At 71.0% G+C, this 22631-nt stretch carries 17 protein-coding genes and 1 other RNA gene; 1 reads left to right on the plus strand and 17 read right to left on the minus strand.

The genetic code is table 11. From position 1 onward, the window contains the following. Nucleotides 1-42: 42 nt before the first annotated feature. The 17 genes from AC54T2_RS13325 to AC54T2_RS13405 all read right to left on the minus strand — a co-directional run bounded on the left by AC54T2_RS13325 (nucleotide 43) and on the right by AC54T2_RS13405 (nucleotide 18944). Nucleotides 43-468, minus strand: a complete 426-nt coding sequence (locus tag AC54T2_RS13325; RefSeq protein WP_496666400.1) for a hypothetical protein — start codon at nucleotides 466-468, stop codon at nucleotides 43-45. Then, nucleotides 461-2551 (minus strand): hypothetical protein, encoded by a 2091-nt coding sequence (locus AC54T2_RS13330; RefSeq protein WP_496666401.1) that lies wholly within the window; start codon nucleotides 2549-2551, stop codon nucleotides 461-463. Before AC54T2_RS13330 ends, AC54T2_RS13325 begins: the two co-directional genes overlap by 8 nt. After that, nucleotides 2548-4245 (minus strand): hypothetical protein, encoded by a 1698-nt coding sequence (locus tag AC54T2_RS13335; protein ID WP_496666402.1) that lies wholly within the window; start codon nucleotides 4243-4245, stop codon nucleotides 2548-2550. The genes AC54T2_RS13330 and AC54T2_RS13335 overlap by 4 nt, the downstream gene beginning before the upstream one ends. Next, nucleotides 4242-5630: a tyrosine-type recombinase/integrase gene (locus AC54T2_RS13340; protein WP_496666403.1), complete on the minus strand. Its 1389-nt coding sequence runs from the start codon at nucleotides 5628-5630 to the stop codon at nucleotides 4242-4244. Before AC54T2_RS13340 ends, AC54T2_RS13335 begins: the two co-directional genes overlap by 4 nt. A 208-nt stretch (nucleotides 5631-5838) precedes the next feature. Beyond that, nucleotides 5839-6209: a transfer-messenger RNA gene (gene ssrA, locus AC54T2_RS13345) on the minus strand. Between the two features lie 69 nt (nucleotides 6210-6278). Then, nucleotides 6279-7682, minus strand: coding sequence for a hemolysin family protein (locus AC54T2_RS13350; RefSeq protein ID WP_496666404.1), 1404 nt, complete (start codon nucleotides 7680-7682; stop codon nucleotides 6279-6281). A gap of 74 nt (nucleotides 7683-7756) precedes the next feature. Further along, entirely contained in the window at nucleotides 7757-8692 is a 936-nt protein-coding gene (locus AC54T2_RS13355) for an ROK family protein (RefSeq protein ID WP_496666405.1), read from the minus strand. A gap of 317 nt (nucleotides 8693-9009) precedes the next feature. After that, complete coding sequence (locus AC54T2_RS13360; protein ID WP_496666406.1) at nucleotides 9010-11103, minus strand: YhgE/Pip domain-containing protein; 2094 nt, start codon at nucleotides 11101-11103, stop codon at nucleotides 9010-9012. After that, entirely contained in the window at nucleotides 11100-11915 is an 816-nt protein-coding gene (locus AC54T2_RS13365) for a P-loop NTPase family protein (protein WP_186340680.1), read from the minus strand. The genes AC54T2_RS13360 and AC54T2_RS13365 overlap by 4 nt, the downstream gene beginning before the upstream one ends. Before the next feature lie 116 nt (nucleotides 11916-12031). Further along, nucleotides 12032-12964 carry an urea transporter gene (locus AC54T2_RS13370; protein WP_186340679.1) on the minus strand — a complete coding sequence of 311 codons (933 nt, stop codon included), beginning with the start codon at nucleotides 12962-12964 and terminating at the stop codon, nucleotides 12032-12034. 78 nt (nucleotides 12965-13042) lie between these two features. Continuing rightward, on the minus strand, nucleotides 13043-14056 hold the full coding sequence (locus AC54T2_RS13375; RefSeq protein ID WP_489974900.1) for an urease accessory protein UreD: 1014 nt from the start codon (nucleotides 14054-14056) through the stop codon (nucleotides 13043-13045). Beyond that, nucleotides 14053-14688: an urease accessory protein UreG gene (ureG, locus tag AC54T2_RS13380; RefSeq protein ID WP_186340677.1), complete on the minus strand. Its 636-nt coding sequence runs from the start codon at nucleotides 14686-14688 to the stop codon at nucleotides 14053-14055. The genes AC54T2_RS13375 and ureG overlap by 4 nt, the downstream gene beginning before the upstream one ends. Nucleotides 14689-14768: 80 nt before the next feature. Beyond that, nucleotides 14769-15467 (minus strand): urease accessory protein UreF, encoded by a 699-nt coding sequence (locus AC54T2_RS13385; protein WP_186340676.1) that lies wholly within the window; start codon nucleotides 15465-15467, stop codon nucleotides 14769-14771. A gap of 7 nt (nucleotides 15468-15474) precedes the next feature. Then, nucleotides 15475-17199 (minus strand): urease subunit alpha, encoded by a 1725-nt coding sequence (gene ureC, locus AC54T2_RS13390; protein ID WP_186340675.1) that lies wholly within the window; start codon nucleotides 17197-17199, stop codon nucleotides 15475-15477. Between the two features lies 1 nt (nucleotide 17200). Then, a complete protein-coding gene (locus AC54T2_RS13395; protein WP_186340674.1) occupies nucleotides 17201-17620 on the minus strand; it encodes an urease subunit beta in 420 nt (139 codons plus the stop codon). A gap of 128 nt (nucleotides 17621-17748) precedes the next feature. Beyond that, nucleotides 17749-18642: a sirohydrochlorin chelatase gene (locus AC54T2_RS13400; protein ID WP_496666407.1), complete on the minus strand. Its 894-nt coding sequence runs from the start codon at nucleotides 18640-18642 to the stop codon at nucleotides 17749-17751. Further along, nucleotides 18639-18944 (minus strand): urease subunit gamma, encoded by a 306-nt coding sequence (locus tag AC54T2_RS13405; RefSeq protein ID WP_186340672.1) that lies wholly within the window; start codon nucleotides 18942-18944, stop codon nucleotides 18639-18641. The genes AC54T2_RS13400 and AC54T2_RS13405 overlap by 4 nt, the downstream gene beginning before the upstream one ends. A gap of 185 nt (nucleotides 18945-19129) precedes the next feature. On the opposite strand from AC54T2_RS13405, the gene AC54T2_RS13410 reads away from it, so the two are divergent. Then, nucleotides 19130-22576, plus strand: a complete 3447-nt coding sequence (locus AC54T2_RS13410; protein WP_496666408.1) for an FUSC family protein — start codon at nucleotides 19130-19132, stop codon at nucleotides 22574-22576. Nucleotides 22577-22631 lie beyond the last annotated feature (55 nt).

A 22631-nucleotide genomic window follows, 5' to 3' on the forward strand; every position in this document is an offset into this window, starting at 1 on the left:
GCATCTCATCAGATCGGGACGCCGTCGGTTGGCAACCGACCTCTAGTCGCTCTGCTTGTCGCGGCGGATGCGTGTGACAACCTCCAACTCGGGTCGCGCATGCTGCTCGTCAAGTGACCGAGCGAACAGGGCCGTTGCGAAGCGGTCGAGTTGGTTCTCCAGGTCACGGTTCTTCTGACGGAGTTCAGCGATGGTCTGACGGTCCGCGCGTACTGCAGCCTCGTTCAGGCTGTCACCGCGTGTGAGATTGGCAGTGAGGCGCGCGAACCGTTCGTTGAGACGGTAGGGGCTGTTCTCGGCCTTGTCCTGAGCGAAGGCGCGAGCGACGGCGTCGTGGCTCCTGCCTGTGATGGCTTCGACTTGGCGCTTGGTGCGAGGGGCGTCCGGCTCGTTCTCGATGGCCACGAGTGCATCGGCGACGGCTTGCATGACGGTGTCGCTGACGCGCTTGCGGGTGGGGCTAGGCATTCTGGGGCTCCTCGTCGAGGTCGTCGTACAAGTCATCGGTCTCGGTATCGGCCCCTGCGAGGTCGCGGCGGATGCGTGCGAGGTTGGCGCGGTCGCGGCGCATGCGCTCGGTGAGCGCGGGGTGTCCGCGGTCTTGGTCGAGGTAGGTGTCGATCCGATCGAGGGCATCGACGACAACGCCCAGGTGCACAGGGCGCGCGAGCGCGTTGGTGCAGTCGAGTCCTACACAGACGTGGTCGCCGAGTTGTGGGCGGTCCGTGCCGCAGCCACTGGTGGCGGGGTTCCACATGCAGTCGTTGGTAAGGCCGAGGTGGAGGCGTTCGGCGAGCGTCGAAGCCAGTCGCTCCGCTCGATCTGGGTCGGCGATGACTTGGGCGCGGAACTGGGTGACGTGGTGGGCCGCGGGTCCGGCGACGGGTGTGTCCCCATTGATCAGGGCGAGGGCGTCTTGGTGGAGCACTCGCTTGCGGCCTTCGTCCATGTGCTGGACGGCCTGTTGTTGGCCGTCACTCATGTAGCCGCTGGTCATCCGCCACGCGGCGTGTCCTAGTTGGATGCCGAGTCCCAGTTCCGCTCCGGGGTGGGTGGTTGCGAAGACGCTGAAGGAACGGCGGAGCGTAGTGGCGTTGATGGCGTCTCCCCTCCTCACCTCGATGGGGTCCAAGGCGAGCCCTCGTCCCCTGCCAGGCCGTTGGGTGGGGTCGCCGTTGACGAAGTCGATGAGTCGTCCGATGTCGCGGGTTGGGACGTAGGTGCCTGCGTTCTCGGCGTCGCGGGCGAACAAGTGAGTGGCGTGCTCGGTGAGGGCGCTGAGGACCTCGACAGCACGCATGACGGGACGCGGAGCCCACCACGCTCGGCGTTCGCCGTCCGGGATCTCGTTGCCCTTGTGCTGGATGCTGCGGAGCGCTGGGAGGCCGTCCTTGGTCGTCGGGGTGTCGTGCGTGAGTTCTTGCACCTCGCCGTCGCGCATGCCGGTAAGGCTGGCGATGAGGACGTAGCAGGCGGCTCGGAGCACGCTTTCGAGGAACTCTGTCTCGCCCAGTCCGAGTTCGTCGACCCATGGGCTTGTTGTGCCGTCTGGGTGAGTGACCGTCGCGGTCGGGGCGTGCAGGCCTCCGTAGGTTGCGCGGGTCGGGTCGCCCGCTGCTTGGGTGATGAGGTCTGCGGCGGCAGGCATGTACTGGTGATTGGCTCGTTTGAGGACGGTGGCGTTGATGCCGAGGAGGCGTTGCAGGAGGTTCGTGTTGGGCTCGCCGCGCTTGTGGTTGGTGCGGCCGTAGCCGGTGTGTAGTGGCATCGGACCTCTCTGCGCGGTCCAGTCCAGCAGTGCCGCGTAGGCGTTGGCGCCAGCCGGTCCGCGGGGCGCTTTGGGAATAGTCGCGCGTGTGTTCGTGGCAGCGATGATGTCTGCACTGAAGCGATCGACGATGGCCCACGAGGCGGCTACGAGTGGCGCCCATGTCTCCCACGGCAGAGGCGCGTTCGCGTTCTCGGCGCGCCGTTGTTCGCCGCCGATCTCGTGCGCGCTTCGACCGGGCCACGGGTGGAACGTGAGCCCGTCGGGTAGGACCCCGCTGAACTCACGCAGGAGTCGCAGAGCGACGACGTAGGAACGGATCGTCGAGCCACTCAGCCCAATGCCGTCCTCTCGGTGCTCTCCGGCGCGAAGGTTGTCGAGGAAGCGGTCGGCGTCCGCCTGAGTCCAGTCGCTGAACGCCAGGAGGCCTTCCCGCTCGGACCAGCGCGTGATGGTTAGGAGTTTGAGGAAGTGGCTGTACACGGCGGCTGGCGTGGCGCCATCACCTCGACGCACCACTCCGGCATCGACGACGACATCGCGGTCGGGTCCTGCCACGGTCGTGAGGACGTTCCTGATGGTCGTTCGGTGCCGGTCGGGGACTTGGCTCAGTTGGATGTAGCGCTCGGCCATGTTGATGCGGGTCGTTACGGGAGCGAGGTCCCAGGTGTCGTCTCCGTAACGAGGGCTTCCGGGGAGGTGTGGCCACACCGGCATGGTGCTTGTGAATGGGTTCGACCAAGGCTCGATGTCTTGGCGTTCGTTGACGTGCTGCTGAGTCATCGCCTCACGCCCTCCTCTGGTTCTCGCATGTCGTTGAGGACGCCGGGGTCGATGGGGGTCAGGTCGGCTCGCTGGCGTGCCTCCTCGACTTGCTCCGGGGTGAAGGCGGGCAGGATGACCTCGGTGATCGTGTCGTAGATGGGCTTCCAGTGATGGAGCCACGTCTCGGGGTTCGCTGCTCTGTCCGGGTGCGCGAGGTCTTGGATCGCGATGGCCGCCGGAAGGTGGTGCCGTGTGATGAGAGCGTTCGGGCAGCCGAAGCAGGTACCAGTCATCGACTTGGTGCACACGTTTCCTTCAGCCTCATAAGGGCTGCTCAGAGGGTCTCGACAGCCCGCCTGAGGCCCGTCCAGCCGTCCGGCCACCAGAGCCTCGGCAGTGGCGTTGTCGAGCCCTGGTGCCGTCGCTCCAGCGCGCAGCGCCTCCTCGGCTTCAGAAGTGACGACGGTGGGTCCGGCGAGGGCTCGTTCGAAGAGGTCGTTGACGCCTTCGACGAGGATCCGTCCGGCTTCGGCGCGCAGCACTGGGCTGTTGGTGTACGAGCCGAAGAACGTCTCGGCGGAGTGGCGTCGGCCCTTGGCCAGGTACGAGCGAGGGTCAGCGAGCGCCTCGCGCGTCGTTACCGTCTTGCGAAGTCGGGCCCAGTAGTTGGGCCCGCTGAAGGACACGCCGTTCCTCGCTGCCACCGACGCCAGCCGGTACTCGACGCGGCTCCATGGTGGCTGCTTCACGATCCCGCGAGGGTCCCGCATGAGGATCAGGGACGGGTTGCCTGACTCTGCGCGCGCCGATGCGTTGAGCATGATGGTCCAGCGGAAGGCCTTGAAGGGTGCGGTGTCACGTCGCGCGTAGACCTCGTCGTAGACCTCGCCGCCGGAGCGGTTCTTGGTGTAGCGGACGCGAATGCGTTCGATGTGGTCGTGTTCTGCGAGGTAGGCGAGTCGCTCGCTCGGCGACATCGGTACGAGTGCCGCCTCAACGTCTGGCGTGGTGGTGGCTTCGATGTCGTCGATCGTCAGGGCGCGAAGGACTTCGGGTGGTTCGCCGGTGGACAGGCTGAGGAGGACATGGGTTGCGGTGTGGACGTCAAGATCAGCGATGCCTCGGTCCGGCTGTCCGAGGGCGCTGCGGACCTTGAGGTAGGCCCAGCGTCGCCACTCGCGTGCCTCCTCCTTGCTCAGCGCAGGTAGCCCTTCGTTGCGGTGGTGCCACAGTCGGGGCTGGCGTTCCAGCCGTTCCCGCACGCCGTCGTGAAGGGTGCCGGGGTGGTCGTCCTCGTGGCGACGCAGCAGGGCGAAGAGGTAGACGACCTTGCGGTAGGCGGTGTCTGACTGCGCCTCACGGTGCCGTGCCAGCATGTTGAGTTCCCAAAGGTCAATGTGGGCTCGTCGCAGGTCGACGAGGCCGAACTGACCCCTCTCCGCGTCGGTGAGCGGCAGTCGACCGAGGGATGCCAAGAACTCGCGTAGCCCGTTGGCCAGTTGAGACTCGTAGCGGCCAAACTCGGTCAACACCCGAAGCCAGGTCCGCCCCAACTCAGTCGCGATGACGGGAGTCGCGAAGGTCGACGGGTCGAGCGTGTGGCGATGGGTGTCCCCGTATACGACCCACTCGTAGATGAACGGGCCGTCGGTCGAGGCCGTCGAGGCCGCCCTCCGGGGCGGCACTTCCGGGGTCGAGTACGAGCCCCTCATCTCGTGGCCTCGCTGGGTAGGTCGTCCTCGAAGTCGTCCCAGTCGTCGTCGATCGTGCTGGCGTCGGGGCCTGGGTCGTCGTCGGTGTGGCCGATGAGTTCGGCGGCGGTGGTGGCGAGGGCGTTGGGGAGGTCCTCGGTCCAGGTTTCTGCGGCGTGGAGGTAGTGCATGGTGGTCTGCACGCTGGCGTGGCCGAGGAGTTGCTTGACGGTGAGGACTGGGTTGGCCAGGAGGAAGTAGGGGTCGCCTGCACGTTCGCGCCCTTCCTTCATTAGGGCGGCGAGCATCCGGACGGCGTACGAGTGGCGCATGGTGTGCGGGGTGACGTGCACGTGGCGTGGCGGCTGGTCGCGGTGGGCTGCTTGTCGGACTCGGACGCGTCCGTCCGCGAAAAGCCGGTCCCAGCGTTCGATGCCGGGGGCGATGCCTCGGCGGGAGACGAGGAGTGCCAGCGGTTCGATGGTGCCGTCGTCGAGGAGGCGAACGGCCTTGGCTCGCTGCTCGTTGGTGAAGCGGACCAGCGGGATGCGTTTGGAACCCATGGCGACGTACTGGCGGCCACGGCGCTCGACCACGTCGTCAACGACGAGGAGGTCGCCTTCGCGGACCTTCCTGCGGAGGTTGCGCTGCGCTGTGCCAATGGCCGTGGCTCGTTCGGTCTGACGGTAGAGGTCGACGGCGTGGGCGACCTGCGGCGTGATGTAGATCGAGCGAACGACGTTCTTCTTGCCGAGCCGGTCGAACACGTGGATGGACTCTGGCCCCATGGTGTGAGGGGCAGGGACCTCGACGTCGAGGAGGAGTCCGCACTCCTCGCGACGGAGCCCGGTGGTGGCGAGAAGGAGTCCGTACACGTAATCCCTTTCGGGATAGCCCGGCGCTCCTTGAGGTGGCGAGTCGTCTCCTCGCATGCCGACGTCGAGGAAGTGTCGCGTCTGTGGGGCAGTAAGGAACCTTGCTTGACGTTCGCGACGACCGGCGGACACAAGGGTGTTGCGGTTGCTCCTACCCCAGCGCGGGATGGGGTCGCGGTCCATCCAGCCGACCTTGGTGGCGTAGTAGAAGAAGGACGAGTAGCAGCCCATCTCCGTCGCGAGGGTGGAGTCCTCCACCTCGTCCCGGCGAGCGTCGCGGTAGGCGACGAGGTCATCAGACGTGGCTGCCGTGAGGTCTACGCGCTCGTCCTGGTGGCAGGCGCGGACGAACCGGAGCAGCCTCGCGAGGTGGTAGGCGTGGAACTTGCGCAGGCTGTCGAGTTCGTACGCGCGCTGCTGCCATGCCGTCAGGAGGTAGAGGTTGAGGTGTCGGCACGACGAGACGGAGCCGTCGCCGTCGACGATGAAGGGGAAGCCGTCGGGCACGCGGTGCCGATCGAGGGCGTCCATCACCTCCGCCCAGGGAAGCGATCCGTTGCCGGACGGAGCACTCAGAACTTCATCCCTGTGTGGCCCACGCTGGACCTCTACCACCCGCAACAGGCTGCCTTCCTCGTTCGCCGGGTCTCCCGGTGGACAGCCGGGGACACCCCCAACTAGGAAGACACTGCTACGTATCGGCAAATAGATTACAGGGATGAAGTTATCTGAGTGTTATTAGTGGAGCTGCGGGGAATCGAACCCCGGTCCTCGAGCGTCGATCCAGGTCTTCTCCGGGTGCAGTCAGTGAGATCGCTTTTCTCGGCCCCGGCGCTCGCACAGACACGTCGCCGACAGGCCCAGTCAGGATTGAGTCCCGGTCACCCCTCCTGACAGAGAGTGACCAGCAAGTCTCCTAGATGAGGCCTGGATCCGGGACGGAGACGGGTGCCCGGTCAGACCCTTCGATCACTGCTCAGGCAGCGAGAGCGAAGTCGTTGCGATTGGTGTTGGCAACTATGGTTTTCCAGCGGTCGTTTACGAGATGACGCTGGCTTCTCGACCCGCTTCCCCTGGAACTAACGTCCCAAGTCGAAACCGATCAGCCCCTCTTGTGTTGTCAAGCAGGCCCGAGCCCGCGGGCCCAGCCTACTGGTCACAACCGACAGCGTGCGAACGCTATTCCGCCCGGCGGCCCTCGGCGTCGCCGGAGGCGTCGGCGAAGGCGTCCGGGGAGGCGTCCGTGTGCCCGTCCGGACGCGGCTTGCCGGACTCCTCCGGCGACGCTGCCGAGTCCGCGGCGGTGTCCTGGTGCGGGTCGGGCGCGGCGTGCAGGCGCACCCGCGTGATGCGGTGGCCGTCGACCTCGACGACCTCCAGCGGGCGGCCGTCGACGAGGACGGAGTCGCCCACCTCGCTCATCCGCGCCAGGCGGTGCAGCAGGTAGCCGGCGACCGTCTCGTAGGGCCCGTCCTCGAGCTCGAGCCCGGTCCGCTCGCGGAACTCCTCGATCGTCATGCCCGCGTCGAGGGTGGCCGGGTCGGCGGACGCGGCGATGGCGGCGTCGGTGTCGTACTCGTCGTGGATCTCCCCGACGAGCTCCTCCATGAGGTCCTCGAGGGTGACGATGCCGTCGGTGCCGCCGTACTCGTCGACGACCAGGGCGATGTGCGCGCCGAGGTTGCGGAGCTGGTCGATGGAGGGCAGCACCCGGTTGGTGCGCGGCAGCACCGGCAGCTCGCGCGCGATGTCGGCCACCTTGGTGGAGCGGTCGTCGGCGCGGCCGAGCACGTCGCGCAGGTGGAGGTAGCCCAGCACCTCGTCGAACGACGTGCCGGTCACCGGGTAGCGGGTGTAGGGCTGGCCGACGATCACGGCCACCGCCTCGGCGAGGGTGAGGTCGCCGGCGAGGAAGACGACGTCGCCGCGCGGCTTCATCACCTCGCTGAGCGAGCGGTCGCCCGCCTCGAAGACGTCGTGGACGAGGCGGCGTTCGCCCTCGGGGATGTCCTCGTGGCCGGAGATCATCATCCGCAGCTCCTCCTCGTCGACCTCGTCGCCGGCCGCGTCGGGGTTGCCGCCGAGGAGCCGGACGAGGAGGTTGGTGGAGAGCGAGAGCAGCCAGATGACCGGGGTCATCACGGTCGCGAACCGGCCCAGCGGCGGCGCGAACAGCTTGGCCACCCCCACCGAGCGCTGCAGCGCGAGGCGCTTGGGCACCAGCTCGCCCAGCACCAGGGAGAGGTAGGACACCACCAGCGTGGTGACCACCAGCGACACCGTGTCGGGCGCCGGGGCGCCGAGGCTCTCGAAGGCCGGCGCGAACGACGGCGCCAGCGTCGAGGCGCCGAAGGCGGCGGAGAAGAACCCCGCCACGGTCACGCCGATCTGCACCGCCGACAGGAACCGGTTGGGGTCACGGGCCAGGGAGGCGACGGCGTGCCCGCGGCCGCCCTGCGTCTCCAGGCGCTCGACCTGCCCGGAGCGCAGGGACACCAGCGCGATCTCGGTGGCCGCGAAGACACCCCCCACCAGGATGAAGGCGAGGACGAGCAGGACATCGATCCAGGTGCCGGGTTCCACGGCCACAACCTACCGAGCGGCCCGTGACGCTGCAGAGCCCGTGGCGCCTCGTACGACGTCCGCGCCCGCCTCGGCTACGGCGACCCGCCCAGGATGGCAGCGCCGACGGCCGCGACGGGGTGGCCGGACGGCACGAGGGTGAGCCGGTCGGCGAGGCCGAGCGAGGCGAGGAACGGCGACCCCTCCCCCAGCACGTGCAGCTGACGGACCACCTGCTCGCGCAGCGGCTCCCCCAGCTCGGCCACGCCGCCCCCCAGCACGATCCGCTCGGGGTCGATCGTCAGGCCCAGGATGCGCACGGCACTCGCCACGCCCCGACAGAAGCGGTCGCGTACGGCCACGGCCGCTGGGTCGCCCGCGGCCGCCGCCGTGAAGACCGCCGTTGCCGGCGAGCCGTCGGGCGTCGGCCAGGCGCGGGCGAGCGCACGACCGGACGCGATGGTCTCCAGGCAGCCGGTCTGGCCGCAGCCGCACGGGGCACCGGCGGGATCGACCGGCAGGTGGCCGACCTCGCCCGCCGCCGCCTGCGCGCCGCGACGCAGCCGGCCGTCGATCACCACGCCCGCCGCGAGCCCGGTGCCGACGCTGAGGTAGACGACGTCGTCGACCCCTGCGAGCGCGCCCGCGGCCAGGGCGGCCGCGTTGACGTCGTTCTCGACGGCCACCTCCACCCCGAGCCGGGCGGCGAGCAGGTCCCGCAGCGGCAGGTCGGCGCCGTCGACGCCGAGGTTGACCGCGTGCCGCACCACCCCTCGCTCGGCGTCCACCAGGCCGGGTACGCCGACCCCGACGCGGCCGGGCGGCCCACCGACCTCGCGCGCGAGGGCGTCGTACACCTCCGCGGCGGTCGCGACCACGCCGTCGGCTCCGGGCCGCGTGGGCTCCCGGGCCTCGGCGAGGATCGATCCGTCCTCGGCGAGCACCACGCCATGCGTCTTGGTGCCGCCGACGTCGAGGCCCACGGCGCGGGTCGCCGCCGCGCCCACGTCCGTGCCCGCCCGCGTGCTCACCGTGTCCACCCGGTCCTCCCGGCGCCCGCCTCGCGGCGCCGTCTCGTGGACGGTGCGGGGGCGCGAGCGGTCACCTCGCGTAGGTCAGCGCACCCGGCCCGCGCCCGTCAAGACGACACGGGGTCAGGACGCGCCGACTCGACGGGCCGGGCGCGTCAGGACGCGCCGACTCGACGGGCTGGGCGCGTCAGGATGCGCCGACTCGACCTTCTTGCCCTGCCCGCCCAGCCCTGCCCGCCCAGCCCTGCCCGCCCAGCCCTGCCCGCCCAGCCCTGCCCGCCCAGCCCTGCCCGCCCAGCCCCGCCGGTCCCCGCCGCTCAGAGGACCAGCTCGGGCTGCAGCCGCTCGGGGGTCCACACCCGCTGGCGGTGGGCGGCCCACGCCGTCGCCGCCATGGCGACCAGGCCGACCCCGGCCAGCACCGCGAGGTCGCGCGCGAGGAGGGAGTCCTCCCCGCCGTAGAGGGTCTGGCGCAGGCCGTTGACGGCGTAGGTCATCGGCAGCAGCCAGTGCAGCGAGCGCAGCGGCTCGGGGATCGTCTCCCACGGGAAGGTGCCGCCGGCCGTGACGAGCTGGACCAGCATCAGCACCAACCCGGCGAACTCGCCGACGGTGCCGAACCACGCGTTGAGCGCCTGGATGATCGCCACGAACGCAATGGACGCCACCAGCAGCAGCGCGATCGTGCCGAGCAGCTCGTCGGGCACGATGCGCAGGCCGAAGCGGACGACGAGCAGCATCACCGCGACCTGGAAGATCCCGACGGTCACCGGTGGGAGCAGCCCGCCGAGCGCGGTGCGCAGGGGGGGACCGTTGGCGGCGAGGGCGCGGGCCGACAGCGGCCGCACGAGCAGGAACAGGACGTAGGCGCCGATCCAGAGCCCGAGGGACATGAAGAACGGTGCGAGCCCGGCGCCGTACGACCCCGCCTGGGCCAGCGTGTCGTCGTCCAGCGCGACGGGATCGGCGATCGTGCGCGCCGTGTCGCGGCCGGTCGCCCGGTCGAGGTCGGGCACCTTCTTCAGCCCGCGGCGCAGGCCGTCCTTGAGCCGGGTCGTGCCCGACCCCAGCCGCTGGGCGCCCTTGCGGAGCGTGGTGCTCGACTTCGCCAGCCGGTTGGCGCCGGCCGAGACCTGGCCGGTCCCGGAGGAGAGGGTCGAGGCGCCGCTCGCCAGCGTGCGCGAGCCGGCCGCGAGCCGCGTGCTGCCGGAGGCGACGCGGTCGCCGCCGGCGGCCGCGGTGGCCACACCGCGTGCGAGGGCCGGCGCGGCGCCGGCGAGCCTGCCGGCGCCGGCTGCCACCTGCTTGGCGCCCGAGCTCAGCCGCCCGAGCTTGCCCGCCGCGCCCTCGGCGGTGCGTACGGCGTCGTCGACACCGGCTCGCGCGACGTCGAGGACCCGCGTCAGCCGGGCCGCCTCGGCGGGCGTCAGCCGCCCCTGCCGCACGAGCTGCCGCACGATCGCCGTCACGTCGCCGCGGGCCACGGCGAGCTGGCGGGCGATCGCGCGGGCCGCGCCGGCGGCGTCCCGGCCGATGGCAGCCACCTTCGCGTTGCCGGCGGCCACCTCCCGGGCACCGGCGGCGAGCCGCTGGGTGTCGGCGGGCAGCGCGGACGTGCGCTGGCGCAGGGTGCGCAGCCCGCCCGCCAGCTGCGTGGCACCGCTCGCGAGCTGGGCGCTGCCCCGCGCACCCTGGCTCGCCCCGGAGGCGAGCCGGTTGGCACCGCGCGCCGTCCTGGCGGCTCCGGACGCGAGCCGGCCGGTGCCGCTGACGAGCCGGTCGGTGCCCTTGCCGAGCCGCTTGGTGCCGGCCACCAGCTTGCGCGCGCCCTTGAGTCCCTTCTGCAGGTCGACGTGCACCTCGTCGAGACCGCGGATGAACGTGCTCGCCGAGGTGGCGCCGACCTCCCGGGCGATCTCGTTGCGCACGTCGCCGACGACCGTCTTGGCCAAGGTGGTGGCCATGTAGTTGTTGGCGTCGTTGGTCACCAGGCGCAGGCTCGCCCGGTGGGGCTCGTAGCGGGCCACGGAGGTCAGGTCCTCGGAGAAGTCGCTGCCGACGTAGAGCGCGGCGTCGTAGCGGCCCGACCGCACCCCCTCGTCCGCCTCCTTCGCGCTCGTCTCGACCCAGCCGAACCCGCCGTCGCCGTCGACGAGGCGCTCGGCGATCCGGTGGCCGTAGTTGACCTCCTCCGAGCTGCCGGTGACCGGGTCGGTCAGGGTGGCGCCCTGGTCCTCCACCACCAGCGCGGCGGGCACCCGGTCGAGCGAGCCGTAGGGGTCCTTGTTGGCGAAGACGTAGAGGCCGGCGTAGAGCGTGGGGATCACGATGAGGGCGAGGACGGCCAGCTTGGGGAGCGTGCCGGCGCTGATGCGCCGCAGCTCGGTGATGGCCAGACGGAGAGCGATCACCGGCCTTCGTTCCTCTCCTGCGGTGGGGGTGGTGGCTCACCCGGATCGGGCGGTGGGGTGCCCTCGAGCACGCGTGTCTCGGTCGGGTCGTCGGAGACCACCGTGCGGGTGTCGCCCAGCTCGCCGGCGGTGCCGGCCGACGGCATCAGGCGCAGCGCCTCGACGGGCGTGATCCGGTGGGCGTGGCCCCCGCGCGCCGGGGGGAGGTCGGCGCCGAGGTCGCGCGCGGACGACCTGGTGCACTGCACGAGCACGCCGTAGCCCAGCGCGGCGTAGGACGTCGCGAGGTGCCACCATCCGTACGCCTCGCCGCCGTGCCGGTCGGGCAGCGTCATCACCAGGAACCGGACGTCGGGACGCTCCGCCGCGAGCCCGGTGAGCAACGCCGTGCGGACGACCCCCTCGACGGCGTCGACCCGGTGGTCCTCGAACCCCTCGAGCGCGTGCTGCTCCAGCCACGTGTGCACCGCACCGGGCGTGGAGTCGTGACCGGCCAGGGCGAGGTCCTCGGCGGCGACGGTCTCGACGGGCATCACGTCGTCGGGCTCGGAGACGCCGGGCAGGTCGACCACGGCAGTGACCCGCCGCAGCTGTGCCATGTCGTCGCTCACGGTGCCGTCGTCGGCGACCAGCCGGACGGAGCCGCCGGTGGGCGCGAGGCGGCCGGTGGTGGCCAGCGCGAGCGCGGAGTGGCCCTGCCCCGGCTCGCCGGCCACGAGGACGCACTCGCCGGTGCTGAGGGCGAGGTGGTCGATCTCGAGCAGGCGGTCCCGGCGGCCCATCACGTGCACCTGGTCGAGCTCGACGCGCATCGTCTGCCCGGGGTGATCAGCCCTGCGGTGGGAGTGGGGCTGGGGATGGGTGGGGGGTCGGGTCTGGGGTGGCACGCCTCGGTCCGGGTCGGGAGAGGCCAGGTCGTCGGAGCTGCTCACGGTCGCTTCAGTGCGGGGATGAAGGTCGCGATGACGAGCAGCACCCACGTGGTGAGGATGTAGGGCCAGGTGAAGTGCGGGCCGCCGTAGGCGTCGGTCATCGCGACCGTGACGACCGCGGTGATCGCGGCCCCCACGGCGGCGTAGATCCAGGACCCGACGGTGCTGCGCAGGAACACCACCGACAGCGCGATGGCGGTCAGCACGCCGGAGTAGCCGGCGAGACCCTCCACGATCGTCTCCGCGCTCTCCCCCATCGCGAGCGCGCACAGGGTGCCGATGACGCTGCCCATCGCCGCGGCCAGTCCCACCTTCCACGACGCGACGAACAGCCCGACCAGGATCAGCGCCCCCGACCACACGTTGTTGATGAGCACCACCTCCGACACGTTGGTCAGCAGCGAGCGCAGCAGCGAGCCGGCCGACTCATCGAAGGCGTGGTGCGACGACGACTCGACGTGCAGGCTCGTCGTGAGGACGTAGATGACGCCGGTCACCGAGCAGAACGGCGCCGTGGTCGACGGCAGGCCGAAGCGCGACAGGGCGGGCGTCGCGAAGAGCCAGTTGAAGAACCAGGTGACCGGGCCGCAAACGAGGGCGCCGACGACGGTGAGCACATAGGTCCAGACCTTGCCGCCGCCGAGCTCGACGAAGAGGGCAGCGCCCACCAGGGTGCCGTTGAAGCCCGCCATGCCCATCGTGATGTCGTCGGTCTTCACCCGCATGAGCACGCCGGCGAGCGTCGAGCAGATCGCCCCGATCAGGGCGAGCAGGGCCATCTGCCAGTCGGCCACCACGAACGCGGCGAGGATCAGCAGGCCGGTCCAGGTGTTGCTCTGGAAGAAGATCTCCGAGACCCCGCGCGGCACGACCTCCCAGGTGAGCCACGTGCTGGGCGCCGCCGTGGCGGCCGTTCGCGATGTTGTCATCTCAGCTCCCTTGTCCGTGGTGGTCGTACGTCGGGGTGGAGCGGGTCGCCCGGGCGCGCTCTGCGCGTCGGGAGTGGGTCAGGTCTTGCGGATGGTCGGGGCGGTGCCGCCTGTCAGCAGTCGCCGCACGGACTGCCAGGCGAGCGTCATCGCGGCGCCGACCGACCGGGTGTCGTCGCCGAGGAGGCGCACCCAGACGCCCGCGTCATCGGGGAGGGCGCTGACCCCGAAGATCACCCCACCCGTGGTCGACGGGGCCAGCGCGCTGTGGAGCAGCTCGGTGACCTCGGCCACCGAAGCCTGCGAGGTGAGGACGTAGAGCATGGACAGGACGTCGTGGTCGTCGAGGACGGCGAGGTCCCCTGTCGCTCCGTCCGCGGGCGTGAGGCGCACCCGGTCGAGTGCCACGACCGTCCCGTCGGGCCGGCAGACCTCGAAGTCGGCGGCGAGCGCCGAGTAGAGGTGACGCTCGTCGTGGTGGGCGAGCCGCCCGGCCACGAGGGTCTCGCCCACGACGACGCTCGCCGACGGCGGCAGCGTGAGCCGGGTGCGCTGGTAGAGCCGGGCCTCGGCGAACAGGATCACCGGGTCGGGCAGGTACTCCAGGAAGGCGTCCTCGCCCACCGAGATGTTGACCTGCGCGACCGCGTAGTCGTGGTGCATGCGCAGCACCTTGGTCCAGGCCGAGGTCGTCACGTGCGCGGACGTGCCCGGCCCGAAGACGAGGTCGGTGCGCAGCCGATCGCCCTGCATGACGCCGGCGCCGGTCGACATCAGGTAGGTGTAGGGCATGTCCGGGCGGGCCGGGTCGTAGTAGAGCGGGCGCATGATCTGCAGCGGCGCCTTCTGGTAGTGCTGCACGAGCTCGGTCCCTCGCGGTGTGCGCCCGAACTCCAGCTCCAGCAGACCGACCTTGCCGGGGCTGCCGGGGGGCAGGGTGTCGATCGGTCCGGCGTAGCGCTCGATGATGTCGGGCACGCGGTCGGGCTCGTAGTAGGCCGGGTCGAGGCGCGGCCCGCCGTAGCGCGTCGTCGGCACTGCGACGGTGCTGGAGGGGACCGGGTCCCGCTCGCGCAGGAGCGAGGTGGTCATCGCGAGGACGCCACCGGACGCCTGTCCCAGGCGGCGAGGATCAGGTCCTGGAGCGCGTCGACCCCCTCGCCGGTCAGGGAGTTGGTGAGGACGACCGGCTTGCCGTCGCGGACCCGGTGGGCGTCGGACTCCATGATCGACAGGTCGGTCCGCACGTACTGGGCGATGTCGATCTTGTTGATGACCAGGATGTCGGAGTCGGTGATCCCGGGGCCGCGCTTGCGGGGCATCTTCTCGCCCTCCGAGGTGTCGAGGACGAAGACGAAGACGTCCGCCAGCGACGGCGAGAAGGTCAGCGTCAGGTTGTCGCCGCCGGACTCGTAGATGAGCGTGTCGACATCGGGGTGGCGCTCGAGCATCTCGGCGCCCGCGGCCAGGTTCATCGTCGGGTCGTCGCGGACCGCGGTGTGGGGACAGGCGCCGGTCTCGACGCCCACCACCCGGTCGGGATCGAGCACCCCGGCGAGCTCGCGCCGCACGTGGTGGGCGTCCTCCTGCGTGTAGATGTCGTTGGTGATGACCGCGGGCTGCCGGCCCGCGGCCAGGAGCCGGGGCACGAGCGCCTCCGCCAGGGCCGTCTTGCCCGAGCCCACCGGGCCGCCGATGCCGATCCGCAACACGTTCTCGCTCATACGTCCGCCTTGTTTGTCGTCGTGGTTGTCGTCGTGGTTGTCGTCGTGGTTGTCGTCGTCGTGCCGGCCGAGGAGGGTCCTCAGCTGGCGAACAGTCGTGCGTCGGAGTGCTCGTGCCGCGCAGACATCACGTCGGTCATCGGCGCACATCCGCCCATGTCCGCGAGGTCCCGATCGATCGCCTCGGCACACACCTGCTCGATGACCGGTCCCAGGGCGTGCAGCACCACCTGGAGGTGCTTGTACTCGGTGAGCCCGAGCCGCAGGGCCGCCCCGAGGAAGCTCACCGCGAAGGCGGAGAGGTCGGACGCGACGGCCTGGGCCGCCGGCACGCCCGCGGCGGCGTAGGCCACCGCGGTCGCGACCGGCTGGCACCCCGGTGTCTCCTTGGCCGCGAGGGCGCGCTGCCACTCCTCCAGCAGCGGCCCGCCGATCGCGGCGACCGCCACGTCGGTGACCTGGTGGCCACTGCGCACCGTCACCCGTCGGAGCTCGGCGTTGAGCTTGGCTGCGAACAGCAGCCGGTCGACGTGGCGTACGCGCGCCCAGTCGCCCTGCGCGACCGCCTCGTGGGCCCGGGCGAGCGCGGTGGCGTCGCCCGGACCCACGGAGTGGAGGAGCAAGCCTCGCAACAGTCCCTCGAGACCGTCCTGGTCGACCGCGCGGGCCTGGCTGAAGCCCTCCAGCCCGTGCGACATCGTGTAGAAGCCGCTGGGGAAGGCGGAGTCCGAGAGCTGCAGGCTCACCAGCAGCTCCGGGACCGCGGTCGTCGAGGTCATCTCGTCCTCACGCCAGGAAGAAGAGCTGGTTGAGCGGCAGGGACTCCGCCGGGTCGATGTGGGCCGGCTTGCCGTCGAAGGTGACCTTGTAGGTCTCGGGGTCCACCTCGACGAGCGGGGTGCGGTCGTTGCGCACCATGTGCTCCTTGCCGATCCCCCGGCAGCGCCGCACCGGCAGCACCTGGCTCTCCAGCCCGAGCTGCTCGGGGACACCGAGGTCGATCGCGGCCTGGGACATGAAGGTCACCCGGGTCTTCTGCCGGGCCCTGCCGTAGGCGCCGAACATCGGCCGGTAGTACACCGGCTGCGGCGTCGGCAGGGACGCGTTGGGATCTCCCATCTGCGCCCAGCTGGTCAGCCCGCCCTTGATGACCATCCGCGGCTTGACCCCGAACGAGTCCACCGGCCAGATCACGATGTCGGCGAGCTTGCCGTCCTCGAGCGATCCGATGTGGTCCGAGACCCCTTGGGTGATCGCGGGGTTGATGGTCACCTTGGCCAGGTAGCGCAGCACCCGGAAGTTGTCGTTGCCCTCGGCGTCCTCGGGCAGCGCCCCGCGCTGGTCCTTGTTGTGATGGGCGGTCTGGAAGGCCCGCGTCACCGACTCGCCGATGCGTCCCATCGCCTGGGAGTCCGAGGAGAACATCGACAGCACGCCCTCGTCGTGGAGCACCGTCTCGGCCGAGATCGTCTCCGCGCGCACCCGCGAGTCAGCGAAGGCGACGTCCTCGGGGATGTCGTGGGAGAGGTGGTGGCAGACCATCACCATGTCGAGGAGCTCGTCGACGGAGTTGACCGTGTAGGGCAGGGTCGGGTTGGTCGAGGAGGGCAGCACGTTGGGCAGGCTCGCGACCTTCATGATGTCCGGCGCGTGACCGCCGCCGGCCCCCTCGGTGTGGTAGGTGTGGATGGTGCGGCCGTTGATCGCGGAGATGGTGTCCTCCACGAATCCGGACTCGTTGAGGCTGTCGGTGTGGATCGAGATCTGGACGTCGAACTCGTCGGCCACCCGCAGCGCGCTGTCGATCGCCGCGGGGGTCGTCCCGTAGTCCTCGTGCACCTTCAACGACGAGGCCCCGGCCTTGATCTGCTCGACCAGGGCCTCCCTCATGGAGCCGTTGCCCTTGCCGTGGAAGCCCATGTTGACCCCCACGTCCTCGGCGGCCTGGATCATCCGGTGGAGGTTCCAGACACCCGGAGTCGTGGTGACGCCGTTGGTCCCGTCCGTGGGTCCGGTGCCACCGCCGAAGAGCGTGGTGATCCCGTTCGACAGGGCTGCCTCCGCCTGCTGCGGCGAGATGTAGTGCACGTGGGAGTCGATGGCACCGGCGGTCGCGATGCAGTGCTCCCCCGCAAGCAGCTCGGTGCCCGGCCCGACGACCAGGCGCGGGTCGACGCCGCTCTGCAGGTGGGGGTTGCCCGACTTGCCGACGCCGACGATGCGGCCGTCCTTGACGCCGATGTCCCCCTTCACGACACCCAGGACCGGATCGAGGACGATCGCGTTGGTGATGACGAGGTCGAGCACGCCCTGGGCGCTGGTCGCCTGCGGGTCCGCCGCCATCCCGTCGCGAGCGGTCTTTCCGCCGCCGTAGACGACCTCGTCGCCGTAGTGCCCTTCGTTGTAGTCCTTCTCGATCTCGATGACCAGGTTGGTGTCGGCGAGCTGCACCTTGTCGCCGGTCGTCGGTCCGAAGAGATCGGTGTACTGCTTGCGCGAGATGATGGCCATGTCAGTTCTTCTTTCCCTGCTTGTTGGCCCCACGGTTCTTCGCCGCGGGGGCGCCGTCCTTGAACTGCCGCTCGGTCATCCGGGCGAGGGCATCAATCCGGGTCTGCCCGGCGTCGAGGCCGCCGTTGACGAGACCGTTGAACCCGTAGACGTACCTGCTGCCGGCGTAGGCCGTGAGGGTGACGTCTCTGGTCTCGCCCGGCTCGATCCGGACCCCGGTCCCGGCCGGGATGTCGAGGTGCATCCCGTAGGCCCTCTCACGCTCGAACTGCAGGGCGCGGTTGACCTCGAAGAAGTGGAAGTGGGACCCGATCTGAATCGCTCTGTCGCCGGTGTTGCTGACAGTGAGGGTGACGCTCTCGCGACCGGCGTTGATCTCGATCTCGTTCTCGTTGTGGTCGTACTTGGGGCTGCCGAGCATGGGGATGTCCTTTCATGGTGGGCACGAGCGAACGCGCGTCGCCCGGGACTCCGGGGTTCGACCGGGATGGCCCGGTCTGGGGGACGCCGCGCACTGGGGGCGTCTCGTGGCGGGGTGGCGTGCCGTCCCTACCCGCGGGGCAGCGAGCCGGCCGCGCCGACCGCCTCGAGGTCAGGCGGTGACGGGAGGTGGGAGTGCCGGTGGGTCGCACCGTCGGAGTGGCCGTGGGAGTGACCGTGCGAGTCCCCCTCGCCGCCGTGCTCGAAGGCGTGGGAGTGGGCGTAGCCGTGACCGTGGTCGGCCAGCAGGCCCGCCGCGATGCCGTCGTGCCCGTGCCGGAGGTCGTGCTCCGCCGCGGCCACGCGCCGCCGGATGACCTCCAGGACCGCCTCCTCGGAGAGCAGGGGGCCGAAGAACGACGCGTCCTCGGGCAGGCCCGCCGGCGGGGTGCGGGCGAAGCCGGCCGGGACGACCACGACTTGGTCGGCTCCCAGCAGCCTCGCCCGGCGTACGACCTCGGCCAGGTCGCCGGGCTCGGCGACGCACGCGACCTCAACCGGCACCCCCGCGCCGTGGGTGCGCACCAGGTGCGCGACCCGGTGGAGGTCGGCGTCGTCGAACGGGTCGCCCGACGGTGCCGTGACGACCAGGGTGGTGCCCGGTCGGGTCGAGACCCGCTCGGCCGCGCGACGCAGCCACGCGACCAGGTGGTCGACGGTGCCGAAGTCGGCACTCTGCGCGACCCGTCCCGCTCCCGCCGTCGCACTGATCCACCGCAGCGTCTTCGCCGTGTCGGCCACCATGACGGGGTCACGGCCCCAGGTCATCGGGACGACCACGACGCGGCCCTCCCCCTCGGTGAGCAGTGCCGTCACGACGTCGTGCAACGGCCGGCCCGAGGTGGTGACGACGGCGCCCAGGGTGTCGGCGATCGGCGCCAGGGCGGCGCCCCCGTCGCTCTCATGCCCTGCGACCAGGACGGTCCTGGTCCGCCCGGACATGACCGAGGACATCTCCCTCACGCCGCCACGGGATCGTGGCAGGACACGAGCTTGCTGCCGTCGACGAAGGTCGCCTCCACCTGGAGCAGGGAGAGCCGCTCGCGCACCCCCGGCATGCAGTCGGCCTCGGTGACGACGTGCTTGCCCAGCTCCATGCACTCGGCGACCGACTTGCCGTCGCGCGCTCCCTCGATGATCGCCTCCGAGATGAGCGCCTGGGCCTCGGTGAGGTTGATCTTGGTCCCCCGCTCTCGCCGACGTCGGGCGAGCTCGGCGACCTGGTAGATGTAGAGCTTGTCGATCTCACGCGGAGTCAGTTGCATCTGTGTCGACCTCCTGAGGGCGGGCTGGTGGTGGGTCGGCCCAGGCGGGTCTCCCCCGGGCGCATTCCTCACCTTCATCCACGTCCGTGCGCCTTCACAAGGGCCCAGGAGGTTCGGCCCGTGCCATCGGTATGAGCCTTGCCGGGCCTGGCTTTGCGGCCCGGAAATGCGGTTAGCCTGCAGAGGTGGAGACCGTCTGGTTAGTCCTCGGCGCCGCGGTTCTCGCCGCGACCCTCGCCGACGTCTTCCTCACGGTCCTCAACTACGACGAGGCCGGATTCCTCTCCGGACCGGTCGCTCGCGGGCAGTGGCACCTGCTGCGCCGCGTCACCCGCCGGCTCCCTCGCCGGTGGCGCCCGTACGCCCTGCGCCAGGTGACCGGTCTGCAGGTCGTGATCGGGATCCTGGTGTGGGTCTTCGGGGTCATCCTCGGATTCGGGCTGATCTACCGCGGGCTGATGACCCCGACGTCGTTCTCCGTCTCCGGGCGGGGGTCGAGCCTGGACTTCTTCGACGCCATGTACTTCAGCGCCGCCCAGCTCTCGACGGTCGGTGGCTCGGCGCTCACCGCCGAGACCGACGTGCTGCGCTTCCTCAGCATCACCGAGACGCTGAGCGGCGTCGTGCTGATCTCGCTGATCCTCACCTTCCTGCTCGGCGTCTACTCGGTGATCAGCGACCTCAACGCGCTCTGCCGCCACTTCTTCACCGCGGAGCGCGGGGCGGGCTCCCCCGTCGACAGCCTCGCCCCGTTCTTCCAGGGGGGCCAGCAGTCCGGGCTCGACGGCCACCTCGACGGCATCGCCGAGTCGTTCGCGTCCTACACCGACGGCCTGCGGCTGCACCACGCCGCCTACTACTTCCAGAGCGGTCGCGACCACTTCGCCCTCCCCTACGCGGTGCGGATGCTCGGTGGGACGATCGGCGCCCTGCGCTGGGGCCTGCCGTCGGGCCACCCCGCCTCGACCCTCCCGGGCCTGGTGCCCCTCACATTCCAGTTCCTCGAGTTCGGCGAGCAGCTCGAGCAGTCGGTGCACCTCGGTGAGCGCCCCGTCCCCGAGGTGGTCGGCTTCGAGACGTTCCGGGCCCAGGCCCTGGGCGAGCAGGCGCCCGCCGACCAGTGGGTCCCGCGCTTCGTGCAGCTCGAGACCGCGATGGCGAGGCTGGTCGGCACGGAGCCGCTCGCCGACCTGCACGACTCCTACACCCGCTACAGCCGGTGGCTGCCCTTCGCCTACCGGAGCGAGCAGCTGACGCTCGGGGTCAGCGACGACCTCGACTACCAGCCCGTGATCGTCGGCGACCGGCCCGTCGCGGCCCTCGACGACACCACCACCGTCGCCGCGCAGATGGTGCTGCGCGGGCAGCCGCCGCCGGTGGGCGACCCGACGGCCGCCGGCGTCCGGTCCACCCTCACCCCTCTGCCGCGCTGGCGGAGGTTCGCGCAGCGCGACCTCGCGCAGGTCGACCCCGGCTACGCGCGGCTGCGCACCGCGATGCGCTCCGTCGTCGCGGCCGTCCTCGCCGTGGCCTCGCTCTACGTCCTCCTCGATGCGGCCACCGACCGCGCCGCGATCCAGCCGGCCGTCTTCGGCGGCTTCGTCGCGATGACGAGCACGGGCGTCGCCGTCGAGAGGTCGCAGCGCGGGCAGGTGCTCACCAGCGTGCTGCAGCTCGTGCCGATCGGTGTCGTGGTGTTCCTCGGCGCGCTGGTGTCGGACTCGACACCGCTCACCGGTGTCCTGCTGGCCGTCGTGGCCCTGGTCGGCACGTGGGTGGGCCACTTCGGCGCCCGCTGGGCCGCCATCGGCCGGGTGTCGTTCATGGCCTACTACTTCGCGCTGATCCTCCGGCTGCAGCCCAGCGACGCTCCGTGGTTCCTCGGCGCGGCCGCGGTGGGCGTGCTGTGGGCGCTGCTCGTGTGCTACGTGCTGCTGCCCGCCCGCCCGCGCAAGGAGCTGCGCGAGGGCATCGAGGGATTCACTGCCCAGCTGGTCTCGGCGATGGACACCCTGGTCGACGCCATCTCGTGGGCCCGCTGGAGCGGCGACGTGCGCAAGCGGGCCGACCTCGAGCTGCGCCAGCTGCGCCGGGCCGGTGCATTCATCGGAGGATGCATGACCGGCGACGAGGAGACGATCGGCGTCTCCCCCGAGCGCGCGGCGGCGCTGCGCCTGCGGTTGTTCGACACCGAGCTCGCCGTCAAGAACCTCGCCTCCGCCGCACGCGACGTCACCGGCACCACCTTGTCGCTGGAGCTGCGGGCGCGGCTGGCCGGTCGGCTCGAGCTGCTCCAGGTCCATCTCGCCCGCACGACCGCGTTGGCGACGCCCGATGCCCACCTGCGTCCCGACCTCGCGGCACTGCCGCCCTGGACGGAGGAGGAGCCGCCGCGGGACTGGCCCCGCCAGGCGCGTGCGCTGCACGCGGCGATCGACGAGCTGCAACGCGTCTCGGAGAAGCTGCGGGACGCGGTCGACGCGGCTCTTGACCCGGAGGTCGCCTACACCGTGCCCCTGGCCGAGCAGGGCGAGGTGGGGGCCGACGCGCTGGTGGCGCCCGGCGCGCGCCAGGCCGCCGAGGACGCTCCCCCGGCGGGGCGTTCCCTCGCGCCGTCGACGCGCCAGGCGATCCAGGCCGCGGTCGCGACCGGCCTCGCGCTGGCGGTCGGGGAGCTGGTGTCCTCGAGCCACCAGTACTGGGCGGTGCTCGCGGCCTACCAGGTGTTGGGCGGGACCGACGGCGAGACCCTGGTCAAGGGCGCCCAACGCCTCGCCGGCACCGTCGGGGGCGCGGCGATCGGCTTCGCGATCGCACTGGAGAGCGGGTCGGACCCCGCGGTGGTGCTGCCGGTCCTCGCCGTGGCGGTCTTCGCCTCCGCCTACTACCGCCAGGTGTCGCCGGCCGTCTCCGCGCTGTGGACGACGATGATCTTCGCGATGCTCTACGAGTACCTCGGGCGGCTGACCAGCCTCGCGCTGGAGGAGCGGGTGCTGGAGACGGTCTTCGGCGCGCTGGTGGCGCTCGCCGTCGCCGCGCTGGTGCTGCCGCGCCACACCCGCACCCACTACCACGCCAACCTCGCCGCGCTGGTCGAGGACGTCGACGTGATCGTCACCGCGAGCCTGTCGCGACTGGCCGGTGACCACGCGATCTCGCAGACGGCGGTGCGCCAACGCCTCCTCGACGCCGACCGGCACGTGCGCTCCATCGCGACCGCCGCGGACCCGCTGCGCCGCTCGGCCGGGGCCCTCGAGCCCGGGGGCGTGGAGAGCCAGCTGACGGCGGCCTGGTCCCTGGTCTTCCACACCCGGCAGCTGGTGGGGGCGGTCGAGGGGGCGATCACCGAGGGCGTCGACCCGGGCGTCGACCCGAGCCTGGACTGGGGCGCCCTGAGCCGGGCCACCAGCGAGAACGTCGCTGCGCTCACGACGGCGCTGTCCGGCCGGCTGCCGGGCGCCATCGACGACTCGGTCGGCGACGGGGCGGACGTGGACGCGCCCCAACGCACCATCGACGCGGTCCTCCTGGAGGTCAGCCTGGTCAACCAGACCCTGCTGGCCCTCCTCGAGGCCGTCTCCCCCGGGGCGGTCGGCGCCGCCGAGCCCGCCGCTGAACCGACGACTGCATGAGGAGGCACACAGTGGACGACATGGGCACTGGTCCCGGAGGGGCCACACGCGGGGG

It is taken from the genome of Nocardioides sp. Z35_8 (genome assembly GCF_059621125.1).

What these genes read in the sequence shown, in the direction of transcription:
- AC54T2_RS13325 (WP_496666400.1), bottom strand. Translation starts at nt 468, where the DNA reads ATGCCTAGCCCCACCCGCAAGCGCGTCAGCGACACCGTCATGCAAGCC.
- AC54T2_RS13330 (WP_496666401.1), bottom strand. Translation starts at nt 2,551, where the DNA reads ATGACTCAGCAGCACGTCAACGAACGCCAAGACATCGAGCCTTGGTCG.
- AC54T2_RS13335 (WP_496666402.1), bottom strand. Translation starts at nt 4,245, where the DNA reads ATGAGGGGCTCGTACTCGACCCCGGAAGTGCCGCCCCGGAGGGCGGCC.
- AC54T2_RS13340 (WP_496666403.1), bottom strand. Translation starts at nt 5,630, where the DNA reads ATGGACGCCCTCGATCGGCACCGCGTGCCCGACGGCTTCCCCTTCATC.
- AC54T2_RS13365 (WP_186340680.1), bottom strand. Translation starts at nt 11,915, where the DNA reads ATGCGCGTCGAGCTCGACCAGGTGCACGTGATGGGCCGCCGGGACCGC.
- AC54T2_RS13370 (WP_186340679.1), bottom strand. Translation starts at nt 12,964, where the DNA reads ATGACAACATCGCGAACGGCCGCCACGGCGGCGCCCAGCACGTGGCTC.
- AC54T2_RS13375 (WP_489974900.1), bottom strand. Translation starts at nt 14,056, where the DNA reads ATGACCACCTCGCTCCTGCGCGAGCGGGACCCGGTCCCCTCCAGCACC.
- ureG (WP_186340677.1), bottom strand. Translation starts at nt 14,688, where the DNA reads ATGAGCGAGAACGTGTTGCGGATCGGCATCGGCGGCCCGGTGGGCTCG.
- AC54T2_RS13385 (WP_186340676.1), bottom strand. Translation starts at nt 15,467, where the DNA reads ATGACCTCGACGACCGCGGTCCCGGAGCTGCTGGTGAGCCTGCAGCTC.
- ureC (WP_186340675.1), bottom strand. Translation starts at nt 17,199, where the DNA reads ATGGCCATCATCTCGCGCAAGCAGTACACCGATCTCTTCGGACCGACG.
- AC54T2_RS13395 (WP_186340674.1), bottom strand. Translation starts at nt 17,620, where the DNA reads ATGCTCGGCAGCCCCAAGTACGACCACAACGAGAACGAGATCGAGATC.
- AC54T2_RS13405 (WP_186340672.1), bottom strand. Translation starts at nt 18,944, where the DNA reads ATGCAACTGACTCCGCGTGAGATCGACAAGCTCTACATCTACCAGGTC.